Source organism: Massilia sp. TSP1-1-2, assembly GCF_049896185.1.
GTDB lineage: Bacteria > Pseudomonadota > Gammaproteobacteria > Burkholderiales > Burkholderiaceae_D > Telluria_A.
Map to the genome: position 1 here is coordinate 103,123 of NZ_JAFCTU010000002.1, position 15,029 is coordinate 118,151.

General features: G+C 60.9%; 15 protein-coding genes. 7 read left to right on the forward strand and 8 right to left on the reverse strand.

Going from position 1 to position 15,029, the window contains the following annotated elements:
• Positions 1-9 precede the first annotated feature (9 nt).
• Positions 10-2,397, reverse strand: a complete 2,388-nt coding sequence (locus ACP7BV_RS02455; RefSeq protein ID WP_426101154.1) for an FtsX-like permease family protein — start codon at positions 2,395-2,397, stop codon at positions 10-12.
• Between the two features lie 153 nt (positions 2,398-2,550).
• Between ACP7BV_RS02455 and ACP7BV_RS02460 the strand changes: the two genes are divergently transcribed.
• The 3 genes from ACP7BV_RS02460 (at position 2,551) to ACP7BV_RS02470 (ending at position 4,661) form a co-directional block, all read left to right on the forward strand.
• A complete protein-coding gene (locus ACP7BV_RS02460) occupies positions 2,551-2,937 on the forward strand; it encodes a BlaI/MecI/CopY family transcriptional regulator (protein ID WP_426101156.1) in 387 nt (128 codons plus the stop codon).
• Positions 2,934-4,214: a M56 family metallopeptidase gene (locus ACP7BV_RS02465; RefSeq protein ID WP_426101158.1), complete on the forward strand. Its 1,281-nt coding sequence runs from the start codon at positions 2,934-2,936 to the stop codon at positions 4,212-4,214. Before ACP7BV_RS02460 ends, ACP7BV_RS02465 begins: the two co-directional genes overlap by 4 nt.
• A 78-nt stretch (positions 4,215-4,292) precedes the next feature.
• Entirely contained in the window at positions 4,293-4,661 is a 369-nt protein-coding gene (locus tag ACP7BV_RS02470; RefSeq protein ID WP_426101160.1) for an energy transducer TonB, read from the forward strand.
• 50 nt (positions 4,662-4,711) lie between these two features.
• Here the strand turns inward: ACP7BV_RS02470 and ACP7BV_RS02475 are convergent, their stop codons facing one another.
• Together ACP7BV_RS02475 and ACP7BV_RS02480 are read right to left on the reverse strand one after the other, a co-directional pair.
• Positions 4,712-5,362, reverse strand: coding sequence for a 3-oxoacid CoA-transferase subunit B (locus ACP7BV_RS02475; RefSeq protein WP_426101162.1), 651 nt, complete (start codon positions 5,360-5,362; stop codon positions 4,712-4,714).
• An 18-nt stretch (positions 5,363-5,380) separates the two neighbouring features.
• Positions 5,381-6,079 (reverse strand): CoA transferase subunit A, encoded by a 699-nt coding sequence (locus tag ACP7BV_RS02480; RefSeq protein ID WP_426101164.1) that lies wholly within the window; start codon positions 6,077-6,079, stop codon positions 5,381-5,383.
• A gap of 117 nt (positions 6,080-6,196) precedes the next feature.
• Between ACP7BV_RS02480 and ACP7BV_RS02485 the strand changes: the two genes are divergently transcribed.
• The gene (locus tag ACP7BV_RS02485) at positions 6,197-6,757 is read left to right on the forward strand and encodes a LuxR C-terminal-related transcriptional regulator (protein WP_426101166.1); all 561 of its coding nucleotides are present in this window, start codon (positions 6,197-6,199) and stop codon (positions 6,755-6,757) included.
• A 36-nt stretch (positions 6,758-6,793) separates the two neighbouring features.
• Here ACP7BV_RS02485 and ACP7BV_RS02490 read toward each other — a convergent pair whose 3' ends face one another.
• Complete coding sequence (locus ACP7BV_RS02490) at positions 6,794-7,570, reverse strand: SDR family oxidoreductase (protein ID WP_426101168.1); 777 nt, start codon at positions 7,568-7,570, stop codon at positions 6,794-6,796.
• A gap of 209 nt (positions 7,571-7,779) precedes the next feature.
• On the opposite strand from ACP7BV_RS02490, the gene ACP7BV_RS02495 reads away from it, so the two are divergent.
• The gene (locus tag ACP7BV_RS02495; RefSeq protein WP_426101398.1) at positions 7,780-9,408 is read left to right on the forward strand and encodes an electron transfer flavoprotein-ubiquinone oxidoreductase; all 1,629 of its coding nucleotides are present in this window, start codon (positions 7,780-7,782) and stop codon (positions 9,406-9,408) included.
• Between the two features lie 173 nt (positions 9,409-9,581).
• Positions 9,582-9,935, forward strand: coding sequence for a hypothetical protein (locus ACP7BV_RS02500; protein ID WP_426101170.1), 354 nt, complete (start codon positions 9,582-9,584; stop codon positions 9,933-9,935).
• Positions 9,936-10,393: 458 nt separating this feature from the next.
• Here ACP7BV_RS02500 and ACP7BV_RS02505 read toward each other — a convergent pair whose 3' ends face one another.
• The 4 genes from ACP7BV_RS02505 to ACP7BV_RS02520 form a co-directional block, all read right to left on the reverse strand.
• Positions 10,394-12,553 carry a putative bifunctional diguanylate cyclase/phosphodiesterase gene (locus ACP7BV_RS02505; RefSeq protein WP_426101172.1) on the reverse strand — a complete coding sequence of 720 codons (2,160 nt, stop codon included), beginning with the start codon at positions 12,551-12,553 and terminating at the stop codon, positions 10,394-10,396.
• Between the two features lie 130 nt (positions 12,554-12,683).
• A complete protein-coding gene (locus ACP7BV_RS02510) occupies positions 12,684-13,301 on the reverse strand; it encodes an amino acid ABC transporter permease (RefSeq protein WP_426101400.1) in 618 nt (205 codons plus the stop codon).
• Positions 13,302-13,377: 76 nt separating this feature from the next.
• Positions 13,378-14,187, reverse strand: a complete 810-nt coding sequence (locus ACP7BV_RS02515) for a transporter substrate-binding domain-containing protein (protein ID WP_426101174.1) — start codon at positions 14,185-14,187, stop codon at positions 13,378-13,380.
• Positions 14,188-14,240: 53 nt separating this feature from the next.
• The gene (locus ACP7BV_RS02520) at positions 14,241-14,666 is read right to left on the reverse strand and encodes a hypothetical protein (protein ID WP_426101176.1); all 426 of its coding nucleotides are present in this window, start codon (positions 14,664-14,666) and stop codon (positions 14,241-14,243) included.
• Between the two features lie 112 nt (positions 14,667-14,778).
• On the opposite strand from ACP7BV_RS02520, the gene ACP7BV_RS02525 reads away from it, so the two are divergent.
• A complete protein-coding gene (locus ACP7BV_RS02525) occupies positions 14,779-14,991 on the forward strand; it encodes a DUF3460 family protein (protein WP_426101178.1) in 213 nt (70 codons plus the stop codon).
• The last annotated feature ends 38 nt before the right edge of the window (positions 14,992-15,029 follow it).

Sequence of the window (15,029 nt, forward strand, 5' to 3'; positions counted from 1 at the left end):
ATAGTTTTTTTAAGTGCGCAAGGCCGTGGCCGGCAACATGCGCATGGCCCGTACCGTGTGGCGCGCGATGGCAGCGGCGGCAACGATTGCCACGCAGGCGAGCGCAACAAATGCGGGCCATGCGCCCATCGGCGCGCGTTCTACAAAGGCGGACAGGTAGCGTTCGATAGCAAGCAAGGCCAGCGGAATGCCGATCAGCGCGCCCACGGCGAGCAGGCCAATGAATTCGCGCACCACCAGGCGGCCGATGTCGCTGCGCTTGGCGCCATGAATCTTGCGCAGTACAATTTCGCGCGCGCGGCGCTTGACGCTGTACGCGGAGAGCACGTAAATGCCGAACCCGGCCAGTACGGTGGCCACCGCGCTGGCCGCCGTCAATATCTTGCCCAGCCGGCGGTCGTCGCTGTAATTGCCCGCAAATACGCTGCTTGCCGCAACCGCCTCGAATAGCGCATCAGGAAAGTGCCGCTGCCACAACAGCGCCAGCGCCGTCATCGCCGCCGCCCTGTCGCCGGTCGCCTTGACCAGCAAGACTGGCTGCACCGCATCCATCACATACATCATCGGCTGCGGCTTTTCGCGCAGCGTCCGGTAGCGCAGGTCGGGCGCAATGCCGACCACCAGGCTGGTGTTGTTGACGAGGCGCCCCACGGCGTCTTGCGGCTGGGCAAAACCAAGCGAGCGCGCACCCACTGCGTTCAAGATGACATTGGTGCTTCCCGGCAGGTCCCGCGCGGCATCGAAGAGGCGTCCCGTTTCCGCGTGCACGCCGAGCAGCTGGAAAAAATTCGCACTGACCGGCTTGGTTTCGATAGTCAATGCGGCCCCGTTCTGGGTGAGCGTGCGCATCAGCTTGTTGCCGTCGCGTCCGACCGCCTCCGAGATCGCCGCCACGCCGCTGACCTGCGGCAGGCGCACAAGTTCGGTCTGGAAAGCGCGCGCGGCGGTGGAATCCGGTTCACCCGGCAAGGTCAGCACCACCAAGGGCGCCGTGTCAAAGCCCGGATCGGCCAGACTGGCGTAATCGGCTTGCCATTGCACCGCCAGCGTCACGCCGATCAGGCAAATCGCCGTGCCGCACTGGAACACGGTAACGATGCGGCGCAGGCGCAACGCCCCGGGCGACTCGGCGCCGCTGCGTTCATTCAAGATGAGCACCACGGGCAAGCGCAGCGCGATCCATGCCGGATACAGCGCCGACAGCACCCCGGTCAACCCGCCCAGCGCCAGGGCGGCGGCGCACAAGGGCAGATCGAGCATGCCCGCCACTTGCCGGTTGACCAGTTCGCCAAACAGGGGTGCGGCCAGCCACGCCACTACCAGACCTGCCAGCGTGGCCAGCATGCACACCAGTAGCGACTCGGCAATGAACTGGCTTGCCAGGCGCGCAGGCCCGGCGCCAAGCACCTTGCGCACGCCTATTTCACGCTGGCGCGCCGCCGTGCGCACGGCGGCCAGGTTCACATAATTGGTGCTCGCCAGCAGCAGGATCAGCAAGGCCAGGGCACCCAGCGCGATCACCAGCGGCCGATTGCCGAACCGGGCGCCGGCGCGGCTGCGCAGCAAGCTTTCGTCGAAATACAATGCGTTCAGAGGCGCGACGGCAATGTCCGTCAAGCGGGCGCCACCGGCGCGCTCGCGCCACGTTGCGGGCATGCGCGCGTCCACTTCCCTGGCAACGGCCTCTTGCAACACGTTCTGCAGCGCGGCCGGATCGGCCGCGGCAGGCAGCTTGATATACAGTTGCCGCAGCGCGCTCCACGCCGGATCGACCGCGCCCTGCCCGGGCGGCACATCCCAGCCATGCTTGCCGACCCCGACCAGGGCGTCAAAACCGACCGTGCTGTTGCCGGGCTCGTCTTCCAGGATTGCCTTGACGGCGAACGGCGCGCCGTTCAGATGCAATACCATGCCGAGCGCGTCGGCGCGGCCAAACAGTTGCTGCGCTTTGCTGCGGGTGAGCACCAACGCGTCGGGACGCGCCAGCGCCGCTGCGGCGTCCCCTGCAATGGCTTGCTTGCCAAAAAATGCCAGGTAATTGGCGTCCACCACGCGCAACTCCAGTGCGCTCAGCGCAGCGCCGTAGCGCGCGCCCACATCGACCGTCTGCGCGCCGGTAGCCGTCACGCCGGGGCCGCTCGCCATCGCCACGCCGTGCAACGCCGCCGGACCGCGCACGCGCCATTCAGGCCGTGGCAGCATGTTGCGCCGTTCCTTGACCACGAAGATGTGCTCGCTGTCTTGCAGGTGCGCGTTATAGGTGAAGCAATACCGTACAAATCCCAACAGCAAAATGCAGACGGCAAACCCGACCGCCAGCCCGGCAATCGCCGCGCCCGAATACGCCGGCTCCTGGAGCAGCAAGCGCCACCCGACCCGAAAATCACGAACATTCACTTTGCGCACCCTTTAGTAGACAAGATTGTCTATGCTAGGGCCAATCGTAAAACCCGACAAGTTTTATTGTTGTTTTTCGGTTAATTTGGCGATAGACAAAACGGTCTAGTTGCGCTACCCTCAGTCGACCAGTTACTCCGTCCCGCCGCCGCCATGCCCAAGTCCCCCGCGCCACCCAAGCCCACCGCCGCCGAGCTCGATTTGCTGCAAACGCTGTGGCCGCTCGGCGCGGCGACCGCCAAGCAAGTGCACCAGGCGCTCCTCATGCAGCGCCCGGACGTCACTTACGCCACCGTACTGCGCCTGATGCAGATCATGCATACCAAGGGTTTGCTGATCCGCGACGAAAGCGAACGGTCGCACATCTACGCGCCCGCGCAGGCGCAGGACAGCCTGCAGACCAACTTGCTCAAAGACTTGATCCAGAAAGCGTTTTCCGGTTCGGCCAAGGCCTTGGTGATGGCCGCGCTCAAGAGCGGCATTTCCAAAAAAGACCGTGAAGAAATTGAAAGCTTGCTCAAGGAGGATGACCGCGCATGAATGTTGCCACCCTGATCGACAGCGTTGGCTGGACGCTGCTGCACTTTCTCTGGCAAGGCTGCGTGATCGCCGCAGCCACCGCACTGGCGCTGCGCGTACTGCGCAAGGCCGATCCCGTGTATCGCTACAACATTGCCTGGGTTGGCATGCTGGCCTGTTTGCTGTGGCCTGCCGCTGAACTTTCCCTGCGGCTGCATGACGGCGGCGCGGCCGGCGCCCCATTGCGCCTGGCCGACGCCTTCCTGATCGGGCGCGCGGGCGCCACCGGTGGCCTGCTTGCATTCCTGCAGCAACACTTGCTGTGGATCGTTGGTTTCTGGGCGGCCTGCGCCGTGCTGCTGGCGCTGCGCATGGCGCTTGGCCTTATCTGGATCGGCCGCTCGGCGCGCGTGAAGGTCAGCGATGCGCGCTTGCAGGCAAGTGTGTCGCGCCTGGCGCTGCAGTTCGGCGTGACGCGCGCGGTACGGCTGCGCGTCGTCGCCAACCTGGCCAGCCCGTTGACCGTCGGCTGGCTGCGTCCGCTGGTGCTGGTGCCGGCGTCGCTAGTGCTGGGCATGCCGCACGAATTGCTCGAAGCGCTGCTTGCCCATGAAATGGCGCACGTTAAACGTTTCGATTACCTGGTCAACCTGGGCCAGAACGTGGTGGAAATCCTGCTCTTTTATCACCCTGCCGTGTGGTGGATTTCAGGGCGCGTGCGCGACGAGCGCGAACAGATCGCCGACGATATTGCGGCGTGTTACACGGGCGAACCTCGCACACTGGCGCGCGCCTTGTCGGAACTGGAAAAAATGCAGTTTTCCCGGCACCACCTGGCCGTCGCGGCCAATGGCGGCGACCTGCTCGCCCGTGTGCGGCGCCTGGTGCGGCCCCTGGTGCGGCCCGAAGCGCAAGCGCTGAACTGGAAAGCGGCCATTCCCGTCCTGGGGCTGGCCGCCGCCTGTTTCAGCCTGTATGTGCACGCCGCAGTGCGCACCGGCATCGCGAGCGCCGCATTGACCAGCCATGCACCCGTGGTCGATTTCAAGAGCTGCACCAAGCCGTCCTACCCTCAACACGACATCGATGCCTCGCATGAGGGAACAAGCACGCTCGGCTTTGAGATCGACCCGCGCGGGCGCGTGCTGCACTCGGCCGTTGTGCGTTCCAGCGGTTATGCAAGCATGGATGCAGCCGCGCTGAACGCCATTAAACTGTGCACCTTCCAGCCGGCCCGGCAAAACGGCTCGGCGGTCGCCGCGCCGATGCGGATGCAATACGTGTGGACGCTGGAATAATTAAGTAGACAAGTCAATCTAGACAGAATATTCTACTTGCTCGAACATAAACAACTATAACCCAGTGAGGCGAATCGTATGTCTATCATTACATCATCCATGGCTGTTGCCGCCGTCGCGGCGCTGGCCTTTGCCAGCCCGGTCCAGGCCGGCGACAATACAAGCGACGGCAACCAGCCTGGGCAGGCAATCTTTAGCAGTTGTGAAAAGCCGCAGTATCCAAAAGAATCGATAGCGGCCAAGCAAGAAGGAACAGTGAACTTAGCTTACCTGATTGCCGAAGATGGTGCGGTGCTCGACGCAAAAGTGAACAAGTCGAGTGGCTACAGCGCGCTTGACACGGCTGCGGTGGACACGCTCAAGCTGTGCAAGTTCCACCCTGCAATGAAAAATGGCAAGGCCGTGCAAGACTGGGTCAGAATCCAGTATGTCTGGACCTTGAAGTAAGCGCAAAAAAATGGCATCTCATGGATGCCTTTTTTTACGCCGGGCCGCGCTTAGACGGCCGAAACATCCAGCTCAGCGCCGGTTGCTTCAACCACCTGCGCCTTGTCGACACCGGGCGCCAGTTCCACCAGCTTGAGTCCGTTGGGCGTGACTTCAATCACGCCCAGGTCGGTGATGATCAGGTCGACCACGCCCACGCCGGTCAGCGGCAAGTCGCATTTTTGCAAGATCTTGTAGGATGTTGAGCCATCCTTGGCGGTGGCCACGTGTTCCATCACCACCACCACCCGCTTGACGCCTGCCACCAGGTCCATCGCGCCGCCCATGCCCTTGACCATTTTGCCCGGAATCATCCAGTTCGCCAGGTCGCCCTGTTGCGACACTTGCATGGCGCCCAAAATGGCCAGGTTGATCTTGCCGCCGCGGATCATGCCGAACGAGTCAGCCGAGCTGAAGTAAGCCGCACCCGGCAGCGCCGTCACGGTCTGCTTGCCGGCGTTGATCAGGTCAGCATCGACTTCTGCGTCGGTGGGAAACGGGCCGATGCCCAGCAAGCCGTTTTCCGATTGGAGGAATACTTCCATATCTTGCGGCACATAGTTCGCCACCAGCGTCGGCAAACCAATGCCCAGATTCACATAAAAGCCATCCTGCAGCTCTTTTGCCGCGCGCGCGGCCATTTCATCACGAGTCCATGCCATGTTCTTCTCCGAATAGTCTTAAGTGGGCCGCACGGTGCGCTGTTCGATGCGCTTTTCCGGCGTTGGATTGACGACGATACGGTGCACGAAAATACTTGGCGTATGCACCTGGTCGGGATCGATCTCGCCCACTTCGACCAGTTTTTCCACTTCGACGATGGTAATCTTGCCGGCCATGGCGACGTTCGGATTGAAATTGCGCGCCGTTTTACGGTACACCAGGTTGCCCGCGCGGTCGGCCATGTAGGCCTTGACGAGCGACACGTCGGCCACCAGGCTGCGTTCCATCACATACTGTTCGCCATCGAACTCGCGCACTTCCTTGCCGTCGGCAACGATGGTGCCCACGCCAGTCTTGGTGAAAAAGGCTGGAATGCCGGCGCCGCCCGCGCGCAGCTTTTCAGCCAGCGTGCCTTGCGGCGTGAATTCGAGTTCCAGTTCGCCTGCCAGATACTGGCGGGCAAATTCCTTGTTCTCGCCCACATACGACGATATCATTTTCTTGATCTGGCGCGTGGTCAGCAACTGGCCCAGGCCAAAGTCGTCCACACCGGCATTGTTGGAGATTGCCGTCAGGTTCTTGACGCCGGAATCGCGCAAGGCAAGAATCAATGCCTCCGGGATGCCGCACAGGCCAAAACCGCCCACTGCGATGGTCTGGCCATCGCTCACGATGCCGGCCAGCGCCGATGCCGCGTCTGGATAAACTTTATTCATACCCGTCCCTTTTATTGATGAGCATGGTGCTCGTTCTGTACTTCTGAGTAGATTCTCAGCATAAAATACGCGGGCCAAAAGCACAATACCGTAGAAATACTCGCAACCTTGGATCACATGAACGAACAGCACGCCATCGACTTCGAAATGATTTTCCAGCACGCACCGGTCGGCATGTGCATTTCAATCAACCGGGTCATTCGCCATTGCAATAATGCCGTCAGTTCCATGTTTGGCTACGCCCATGGCGAACTGGACGGCAAGTCGTTCCAGGTACTGTATCCCACCGCCGACGAATTCCAGCGCACGGGCGACCGCATCATTCCCGTCATGAACGCCAAGGGCGTGTATTCGGACGAGCGCATCATGCGCCGCGCCAATGGCGAGCTGTTCTGGTGCCATGTCAGCGGACGCGCGATCAACGCCAGCGAGCCCTTGGGCGCGGGGGTGTGGACGTTCGAAGATGTCAGCGAAAAGCGTCCGGTGACGGCTGAACTGACGCCGCGCGAGCGCGAAATCGCCGCCTTGTTGGTAGAGGGAAAAACCAGCAAGATCATCGCGCGTGAAACTTCGCTCAGCCCGCGCACGGTGGAAATGCACCGTGCCAAACTGATGCGCAAGTTTTCCGCGGCGACGTCGTCCGAGCTGGTGCACAAGCTGGTGGGCGTGAGCCGCTAGCCGCTGCGCACCCGCATTACGGAGCGATGCTCGCGATTACTGTGCCATCATCCCGTCATCGGCGGTGATGATGGCGCCGTTGATGAAATGGCTTTCTTCGGCCGCCAGCAACAGCAGCAAGCCGTCGAGGTCTTCCGGTTTGCCTGGACGCTTGCGCGGCAGCATGTTGATCAGTTTCTGGCCCTGCTCGCTGGCAAAATAATCTTCATTAATTTCCGTCGAGATGTAGCCCGGGCAAATGGCATTAACGTTGATGTTGTACTTGCCCCACTCCACCGCCATCGCCTTGGTCATGTGCACAACGCCTGCCTTGCTCATGCAATAGACGCCGATCTGCGGCAGCACGCGCAATCCCGCCACCGACGCGATATTGATGATGCGATGCTGCTTTTTAGGGTCGCCCTTGGCGCGCGCGATCATGCGCTTGGCCGTTTGCTGGGCCACAAAAAAGGCGCCGCGCAGGTTGGTGTCCATCACGTAGGCGTAGTCTTCTTCGGACACGTCAACCAGCCGCTGCGTCATCGACACGCCCGAATTATTGACCAGGATGTCGATCGGCCCAGCTTCGGTTTCCGCATGCGCGATGGCCGACTTAATGCTGGCCATGTCGGTGACGTCCAACGAGACCACGTGGGCGGCGCCGCCTTCGGCTTCGATCTCGGCGCGCAGTTCCTTGAGGTGGTTGACGCGGCGCGAGGCCAGCACCACTTGCGCGCCGGCGCCGGCAAGCGCCTTGGCGAAACGGGCGCCCAGGCCACTCGATGCGCCGGTGATGAGCGCGATTTTTCCTTCGAAATTGACTTCTATGCCCACGTTAGGCTCCTGTACGGTGTGCTGGCGAAGGCATAATCATTACACATTTTGTCGCGATTAGACGGCGCAGTCTAATAATCGCCGTAAAATGGCGCCAAAGTTGCAATCTGCATTAATTTCCCGCACACTCGTGCTTAAATTTTCCTTCCCATGATGAGACCATGACAGAGCCCACAACAATGTTCGAACAATACGGCCCGCGCGAAGCGATGGAATACGACGTCGTCATCGTCGGCGGGGGCCCGGCGGGCTTGTCCGCAGCAATCCGTTTAAAGCAGCTCGCTGCCGAAAAAGGCCAGGAAGTATCGGTCGTCGTGCTGGAAAAAGGCGGCGAAATCGGCGCCCACATCCTTTCGGGCGCGGTAATGGACCCGATTGCGCTCAATGAACTCATTCCCAACTGGAAGGAGCTCGGTGCGCCTTTGAACACTGCGGTGACGGAAGACCGGATCTTGTTCCTGACCGAAACCAAGGCTTACCAGACGCCGGGTTTTGCCGTGCCAAAGTGTTTTGAAAATCACGGCAACTACGTGGTCTCGCTGGGCAACGTCACGCGCTGGCTGGGTCAGCAGGCCGAAGCGTTGGGCGTCGAAATCTTTCCGGGCTTTCCGGCCGCGGAAATTTTGTACAACGACAATGGCTCGGTCAAGGGTGTAGCGACCGGCAATATGGGTGTGGACCGCCACGGCGTGCCGACGGCCGCCTTCCAGCTCGGCATGGAATTGCACGGCAAGTACACGCTGTTTGCAGAAGGCTCGCGCGGCCACCTGGGCAAGCAACTGATCGCCAAGTACGACCTGAACCAAGGCAAGGATCCGCAGTCGTACAGCATCGGCATCAAGGAACTGTGGGAAATCGACCCGTCCAAGCACAAGCCTGGCCTGGTCATTCACACCACCGGCTGGCCGCTCAAGCACGACACCTACGGCGGCTCGTTCCTGTACCACCTGGAAAACAACCAGGTCGTGGTTGGCTACGTGATCGGACTCTCGTATGAAAACCCTTACCTGTCTCCGTACGAAGAATTCCAGCGTTACAAGACGCATCCGGCCATTCGCCCCTTCTTCGAAGGCGCCAAGCGCATTTCGTACGGCGCGCGCGCCATTACGGCCGGCGGCCTGCAAGCCTTGCCCAAGCTGGTCTTCCCCGGCGGCGCGTTGATCGGTTGCGACGCGGGCTTTTTAAACATGAGCCGCATCAAGGGTAGCCACGCGGCCATCAAGACCGGCATGCTGGCCGCGCAAGCAGCCTTTGGCGCGCTGAAAGAACAGCGCCAGCACGACGAACTGTCGGCCTTCCCGGCCGCGTTTGAAGCATCCTGGTTGCATGAAGAGCTGCACGTGGCGCGCAATGTCAAGCCGTGGCTGTCCAAAGGCTTGGTGCTCGGTTCGATCATGACGGCCGTTGACCAATTGATTTGGCGCGGCAAGGCGCCGTGGACGCTGCACCGCAATTACGGCGACCATGAATGCCTGAAGCCGGCCGCCAACTACGCGCCGATCGCCTATCCCAAGCCGGACGGCAAGCTGACCTTCGACCGTTTATCGTCGGTATTCATCTCGAATACCAACCACGCTGAAGACCAGCCGATCCACCTCACGCTCAAGAACAACAGCGTGCCGGTGGCGGTGAACCTGGCCAGGTATGCCGGCCCTGAAGCGCGCTACTGCCCGGCAGGCGTGTACGAATACGTGAAAACCGACGCCGGCGAGGACCGCCTGCAAATCAATGCCCAGAACTGCGTGCATTGCAAGACGTGCGACATCAAGGATCCGACGCAAAACATCGTGTGGGTGACGCCGGAGGGCGGCGGCGGGCCGAATTACCCGAATATGTAAGCACAAAGGCCGCAGAGATTGCGGCCTTTTTTGATGGTATTCGCGTGCGTCATGTAAACACAACATCATGATAGCTAGTCTTGCAACGACCTGCTATTTTTCATAAAATATTTACAATAAAATAATTTCCGATCTTAAAGACACGACAGGATTCATAAACCTAGAACTGGGACATGCTCATGCCATCGCCTTTCACCCACAACGGCAACAGACTTGTTTTTTATTATCCTACTCTCATGAAATATGGCCTCGGCGGCGGAACGCTGGGACGCGAATATACTGAAGGGAAAATTTATTTCGCGGGGGTCCAAAACAGCCATGTCACAAAAACGCCGGATAAGCTACGCACTCATATTGCTAACGGTGCGACGGATATCGTCATTATGGGACATTCATCCGATCAGCCGGGTTCAGTAGTTGCAGGCGGCAGTGCATGCTTGCTTCCCGAGCCTAAGAAGACAGCAACAGAGATTGGGGAAGTGCTGTCAAGGATGCTCCAAGCGCCCACCACCGTCGAGCGAATCTGAGTGTGGACGTGCCATTCATCGATTAATGGCGTAGCACTCGCTATTCATAATGCTCGAACCAATCTGGCTATTCAGGTCTTTGGAACGCCGGTTGCCATCGGCAGCCCCTTTTACTTTCTGACTCAAACTGACAGACATGAAATGTTGGCGCCAATTCAACGGCCTGCTGTGGCCCAGCAGCTTGAACTCGAGGTGCAATCGAATAGTTTTGTACTAATCGCGTAGTTAAATCTCTTTTTTGAATCTTTTACATGTCATAGTTGCTAAATGCGAGGCAGGAGGCGTTGATATAAATGCCTCCATTTTCCTAGCTTCTAAGAAAAGACGCCGCCCTCATATTGCTTGCGCAAGCGTCTATTTGTCCGATGAGCCCGTATCGCAGGGTGAGCCGTATCGGAGATTCAGTGTGTCAAGCGCCGGAATGGCCGCCAGATCCCCAGAGGGAAATGAGAGAAACGTTAATGCGGCAAGCGCGGGACGGCCGCCATGGCCATCGCTTCAAACTCGCCGGCCGGCATGGGCCTGGCAAAAATATAGCCTTGGGCGTAGTCGCAGCCGGCGTCCACCAGCAAGGCACGCTGCACCTTGGTCTCCACGCCTTCGGCCACGACCTTCAACCCCAGCTTGTGCGCCATGGCGATGATCGCTTCGCACAGCGACAGGTCACCATCGTCGTCTTCCAGCGTGGCAATGAAAGATTGGTCGATCTTGACGAAGTCGATATCGAAACGCTTCAGGTGCGACAGCGACGCAAAGCCCGTCCCGTAATCGTCCAGCGACACCTGCAGCCCCATCGCCCGGTACTGGCGCAACCGTTCGATGACCTGCTCCACGCCGTCCATCAGCACGCTCTCGGTAATCTCGACAACGATGCTGTTGGCCGGCAGCGCCAGCTCCTTGAGGTAGGCGATCCAGCCCTCGTACAGGCTGGCGTCGCGCCGGAACTGCACGGGCGACTTGTTCACGCTGATCTGAAACGCTGGATCGACCAGCTCCTGCCAGCGCCGCGCCTGGCGCGCCGCTTCGCGAAATACCCAGTCCCCGATCTCGACAATCAAGCCATTCGATTCGGCAAACGGAATGAATTCGGCCGGCGCCAGCAAGCCGCGCGTGGGGTGGCGCCAGCGCAGCAGCGCTTCGGCCTTGTGCACGGCGCCCGTTTGCAGCGACACGATCGGCTGATACCAGATCTCGAACTGCTGGGCGGCGATCGCTGCGCGCAAGTCGGCAGCAATGCCCTGGCGCGCCTGCGCCGCTTCCTGCAGTTCCGGGGTGTAGTAGCTGAACCGGTTGCGCCCGCCATTTTTGGACGCGTACATGGCCTGGTCAGCCCGCTCGACCAGCACGTTCATGTCTTGCGCGTCCGGCGGATACAGGGCGATCCCGATGCTGCCCGACAAAAACACTTTTTCGCCCTTCAGGTCGAACGGCAGCGACAGCATTGAAATCATGGTGCGCGCAATGCGCTCGACGCTGCCTACATGGTCGAGCCCGGCCAAAATGATGGTGAATTCGTCGCCGCCCAGCCGCGCCAGCGTGTCGGTGCCGCGCACGCAGCTGGCGATGCGGCGCGTGGCCTCGATCAGCACCAGGTCGCCCATCGCGTGCCCGTGCCGGTCGTTCACTTCCTTGAAGTGGTCCAGGTCCAAAAACAGCAGCGCGAGAAAGGCGCCGTTGCGGTCGGCCTTGCGCGTTTCGTGCTGCAAGCGGTCAAGGAACATGTGGCGGTTGGGCAATGCGGTGAGCGCGTCAAAATTGGCTTGCTGCCACACCAGCTCAGTTGACAGTTTGTCGCCGGTGATGTCCGTCACCAAGGCCAGCGCGCCCGTGTAGCGGCTGGTGCCGTCAAAAATTGGATTGGTCGCCATCGTCGTCCATACCGCCTGCCCGTCGCAGTGCTGGAACTTGAATTCGTGACGCTCGAAAATCCCGTCCTGACGCCGCGCGATGTTTTGCTCCAGCATCAGCTTGCCTTCATCGTCCATGAAGGCCACCAGCGGTTTGCCCAGCATGTCTTCGATTTCATAACCGAGCATGGCGGCCATGCGCGGATTGACAAAGCTGGTACGCGATTGCGCATCCAGTTCCCACACGCCTTCTTCGGCACTGTGGACGATGCGCCGGCAGCGCTCTTCGCTGCGCGCCAGCGCACCGTAGCTGCCTTCGGCCGGTTCAATCAGCACCCGGCAAGCCTGCCCGCTGCAGTCGGCGCTGGCCACCAGCGTGACCTGGAAGCGCTCGCCGTCCAGGCGCTGCATCTGCAGCATGCATTGGCTCGGTTCGGCGCAGTTGAAAGCGTTACTGATGAAGCGGTCGTAGTCGGCATGGTAGCCGGGGCGCACAAACGCGCGCAGCCGGTGCCGCCCCGATGCGGCGCGCTCGATGCCAAGCATGCCGGCGCCCGCCAGGTTCACTTGCAACAGAGCGCCATCGAAGGCGACCAGCAAGTACGCAACAGGGGCGAGCAGATACAACTCGTTGTAATTAGCGTGCTCTTCCTCGAAGCGCAAACGCTCGGCCGTCATGCCGCTGCTGTCGAGTAAAGGTTCGCAGGCGCGCCCTGTCCGCGGGGGCAACAGCGGACCGTTTTGGGGTGCCGGAGCGAATTTTTTGTCCATTTCACCTCGCACGTGGATCGGTGGTAACAGCAGTCAAGACTAGACTAGCACGCGCGTGGGCGCCCTGTCGAGAATGCTAGCCGCGATGCATGCAATTAGGCGTCAGATGAGGCTTCAGATACGACGACATTTAACGGTGAGCGCGGTTCAAACGGCGCTCCAGCACCTTCTGCAGCGTTTCAAAGCCCAGGCTCATGCACCAATAGATGAGCGCGGCGGCGATATACAGCGGCAGTGGGCGAAACGTGGTGGCGATCACTTCTTTGGTCGATAGCATCAGCTCGGTCATGGTGATGACCGATACCAGCGACGTATCCTTGATCAGGCTGATCAAGGTATTGCTCATCGACGGCACCGCCACGCGCACGGCCTGCGGCAGCACCACGTGCTGCAGTGTCTGCCAATAGCCAAGGCCAAGACTGAAGCTGGCGCGCCACTGGCCCGGGTTAATGCTCCCGATGGCGCCGCGCAGGCTCTCCGACAAGAACGCGCCCGCATTGAGCGACAGCGCCAGCACGCCCGCGGTGACGGGCGAAAATTGAATGCCGATGCTGGGCAGCCCGTAGTAAATGACGAAGATTTGCACCAGCAGCGGCGTGCCGCGCATGATGCTCACGTACAGGCTGGCCGGCCAGCGCAGCAGCGCCCATGGCGACAGGCGCATGACCGCTGCGGGAAAGCCCAGCGCCAGGCCGCCGACCATCGACGCCAGCGCAAATATGACGGTGTAGAGCGCACCCGTGAGCATGACCGGCGCCGCCTCGCGCAGCAGCGCTGCCACATCTTGCACCTGGTGCAGCAAGTCTAAGTCGGGCGCCACGCTGCTACGGCTTGGCCACGGCGGGACGGCTGACGTCGCTACCGAACCACTTGACCGAAATCGCCTTCAGGCTGCCGTCGGCGCCGGCGTCCGTCAGCGCCTTGTCCAGCGCCGCCTTGAACTGCGGGCTGCCCTTCTGGAACGCGACCCCCACGCGCTCGATTGCGCCCACGCGCGCGCCGGCCTGGATCGGCAGGCGCGAGTTTTTCAGCAGGTACGACACCATCAGGCTGTCGTTGAGCGCTGCGTCCACGCGGCCGGTGGCCAGGTCTTGCAGGTTTTCCGGTGCCGCCGGGTAGCTCTTGACGTCGATCCCGGGCACGGCCTTGGCCTGCTGCTCGAACACGCTGCCCTGCCCCACGCCGACCTTCTTGCCCTTCAAGTCTGCCAGGCTGGCGTAGCGTGCGCTGTCGTTTTTGCGCACGATGAGCTGGGGGCTGGAATAGGTATAGGGGATCGAAAAATCGAACACCAGTTCGCGCTTGGGATTGATGCCGACCTGGCTGATGATCACGTCGTAGCGCCCGGCGGCCAGGCCGGCGAGAATGGCGCTCCATTCGGTGGTCACGAATTCGGGCTTTACGCCCAGCCTGGCAAAGACCAGGCGCGCAACGTCAACGTCGTAACCGGTCAGTTGGCCCGTCTTCTGGTCCTTGAAATTGAAGGGCGGGTAGGTTCCCTCCATCGCGATTTTCAGCGTGCCGCGTGCCTTGGCCGTGGCCAGCAGGTCGCTGGCGGCAGCGGGGCCGGCCACCAGGGCCGCCCCCAGAATGGCAAGCGCGAGGGCGCGGCGGCGCGGGAACAAAGAGATCATGGCAGCGTTATCCGTAGCAGAAAGGAACTGAGAGAAACTGAGAGAAACCGAGTTTAACGCGAATACTGCACCTTCCGGCTGCGCGAACCAAAATTGTGTCCGCTAACCAAGGTCGTGCTGGCAACCAGACTGGACAGGCCGACAATTAGCTGAATCAGCTTGTCGTCCTGCAGTATCCACAGTTGCGCGGGCGGGACCGGGGTCTGGGTGGCGGCGCTGATCAGCGGCGCGATCCACTCCGCTTCCGCGTCCACGTCGAGAATGACGGCGTCGCCGCTGGTTTGCAGGTAGAGATTGCCTCCTTCGGTCAGCGTGAAGCACACGCCGACCCCGGTTTCCTGCGGGCCGATATTCTCCATCAGGCAGCGGTTGTGCTCGTCGATCCAGGCTTCGACATCCTGCGGCGTTTGCAGTGCAATCCACGGCACCGGGCGAAAGCGCGGCGCGGCCTCAAGGGGCTGCGTAGGGTCTTGATTCATTGCTTCCTGGAGTTTTGCGGTAACGGCACATATCGTACGGCATTTTCCCGTGCCCGTACATGGTGAACCTTTACCGGACGGCGCAAGTCAAAGCGCATTTGAGGAGTCCGCCATGCCAGCCAAGCCAGAGCAATACCGGCCCATGGCGGGCGGCTATGTATCCGAATTCGAGCAATTCCTGAACGGCTTTTTGGCAGAGCACCCCGAAGTTCGGGAAGAGCGCCAGCGCGGCTGGTACATCTGGTGGGACCACCGGGTCGATCTCGATGAGCTCGACAAGCAGCGCGAGGATGCTGTGGCCAGAAAACCGTATTCGTACGAATGATCCGCTACCCGATTAAAACACCGGGTAGCGGACCCGGA

Bases quoted from the DNA above. Each gene is read 5' to 3' on its own strand.
- ACP7BV_RS02500 (WP_426101170.1), top strand. From the start codon at position 9,582: ATGCTCATGCCATCGCCTTTCACCCACAACGGCAACAGACTTGTTTTT.
- ACP7BV_RS02460 (WP_426101156.1), top strand. From the start codon at position 2,551: ATGCCCAAGTCCCCCGCGCCACCCAAGCCCACCGCCGCCGAGCTCGAT.
- ACP7BV_RS02495 (WP_426101398.1), top strand. From the start codon at position 7,780: ATGGAATACGACGTCGTCATCGTCGGCGGGGGCCCGGCGGGCTTGTCC.
- ACP7BV_RS02510 (WP_426101400.1), bottom strand. From the start codon at position 13,301: ATGCTCACGGGTGCGCTCTACACCGTCATATTTGCGCTGGCGTCGATG.
- ACP7BV_RS02470 (WP_426101160.1), top strand. From the start codon at position 4,293: ATGTCTATCATTACATCATCCATGGCTGTTGCCGCCGTCGCGGCGCTG.
- ACP7BV_RS02485 (WP_426101166.1), top strand. From the start codon at position 6,197: ATGAACGAACAGCACGCCATCGACTTCGAAATGATTTTCCAGCACGCA.
- ACP7BV_RS02520 (WP_426101176.1), bottom strand. From the start codon at position 14,666: ATGAATCAAGACCCTACGCAGCCCCTTGAGGCCGCGCCGCGCTTTCGC.
- ACP7BV_RS02465 (WP_426101158.1), top strand. From the start codon at position 2,934: ATGAATGTTGCCACCCTGATCGACAGCGTTGGCTGGACGCTGCTGCAC.
- ACP7BV_RS02480 (WP_426101164.1), bottom strand. From the start codon at position 6,079: ATGAATAAAGTTTATCCAGACGCGGCATCGGCGCTGGCCGGCATCGTG.
- ACP7BV_RS02505 (WP_426101172.1), bottom strand. From the start codon at position 12,553: ATGGACAAAAAATTCGCTCCGGCACCCCAAAACGGTCCGCTGTTGCCC.
- ACP7BV_RS02525 (WP_426101178.1), top strand. From the start codon at position 14,779: ATGCCAGCCAAGCCAGAGCAATACCGGCCCATGGCGGGCGGCTATGTA.
- ACP7BV_RS02475 (WP_426101162.1), bottom strand. From the start codon at position 5,362: ATGGCATGGACTCGTGATGAAATGGCCGCGCGCGCGGCAAAAGAGCTG.
- ACP7BV_RS02515 (WP_426101174.1), bottom strand. From the start codon at position 14,187: ATGATCTCTTTGTTCCCGCGCCGCCGCGCCCTCGCGCTTGCCATTCTG.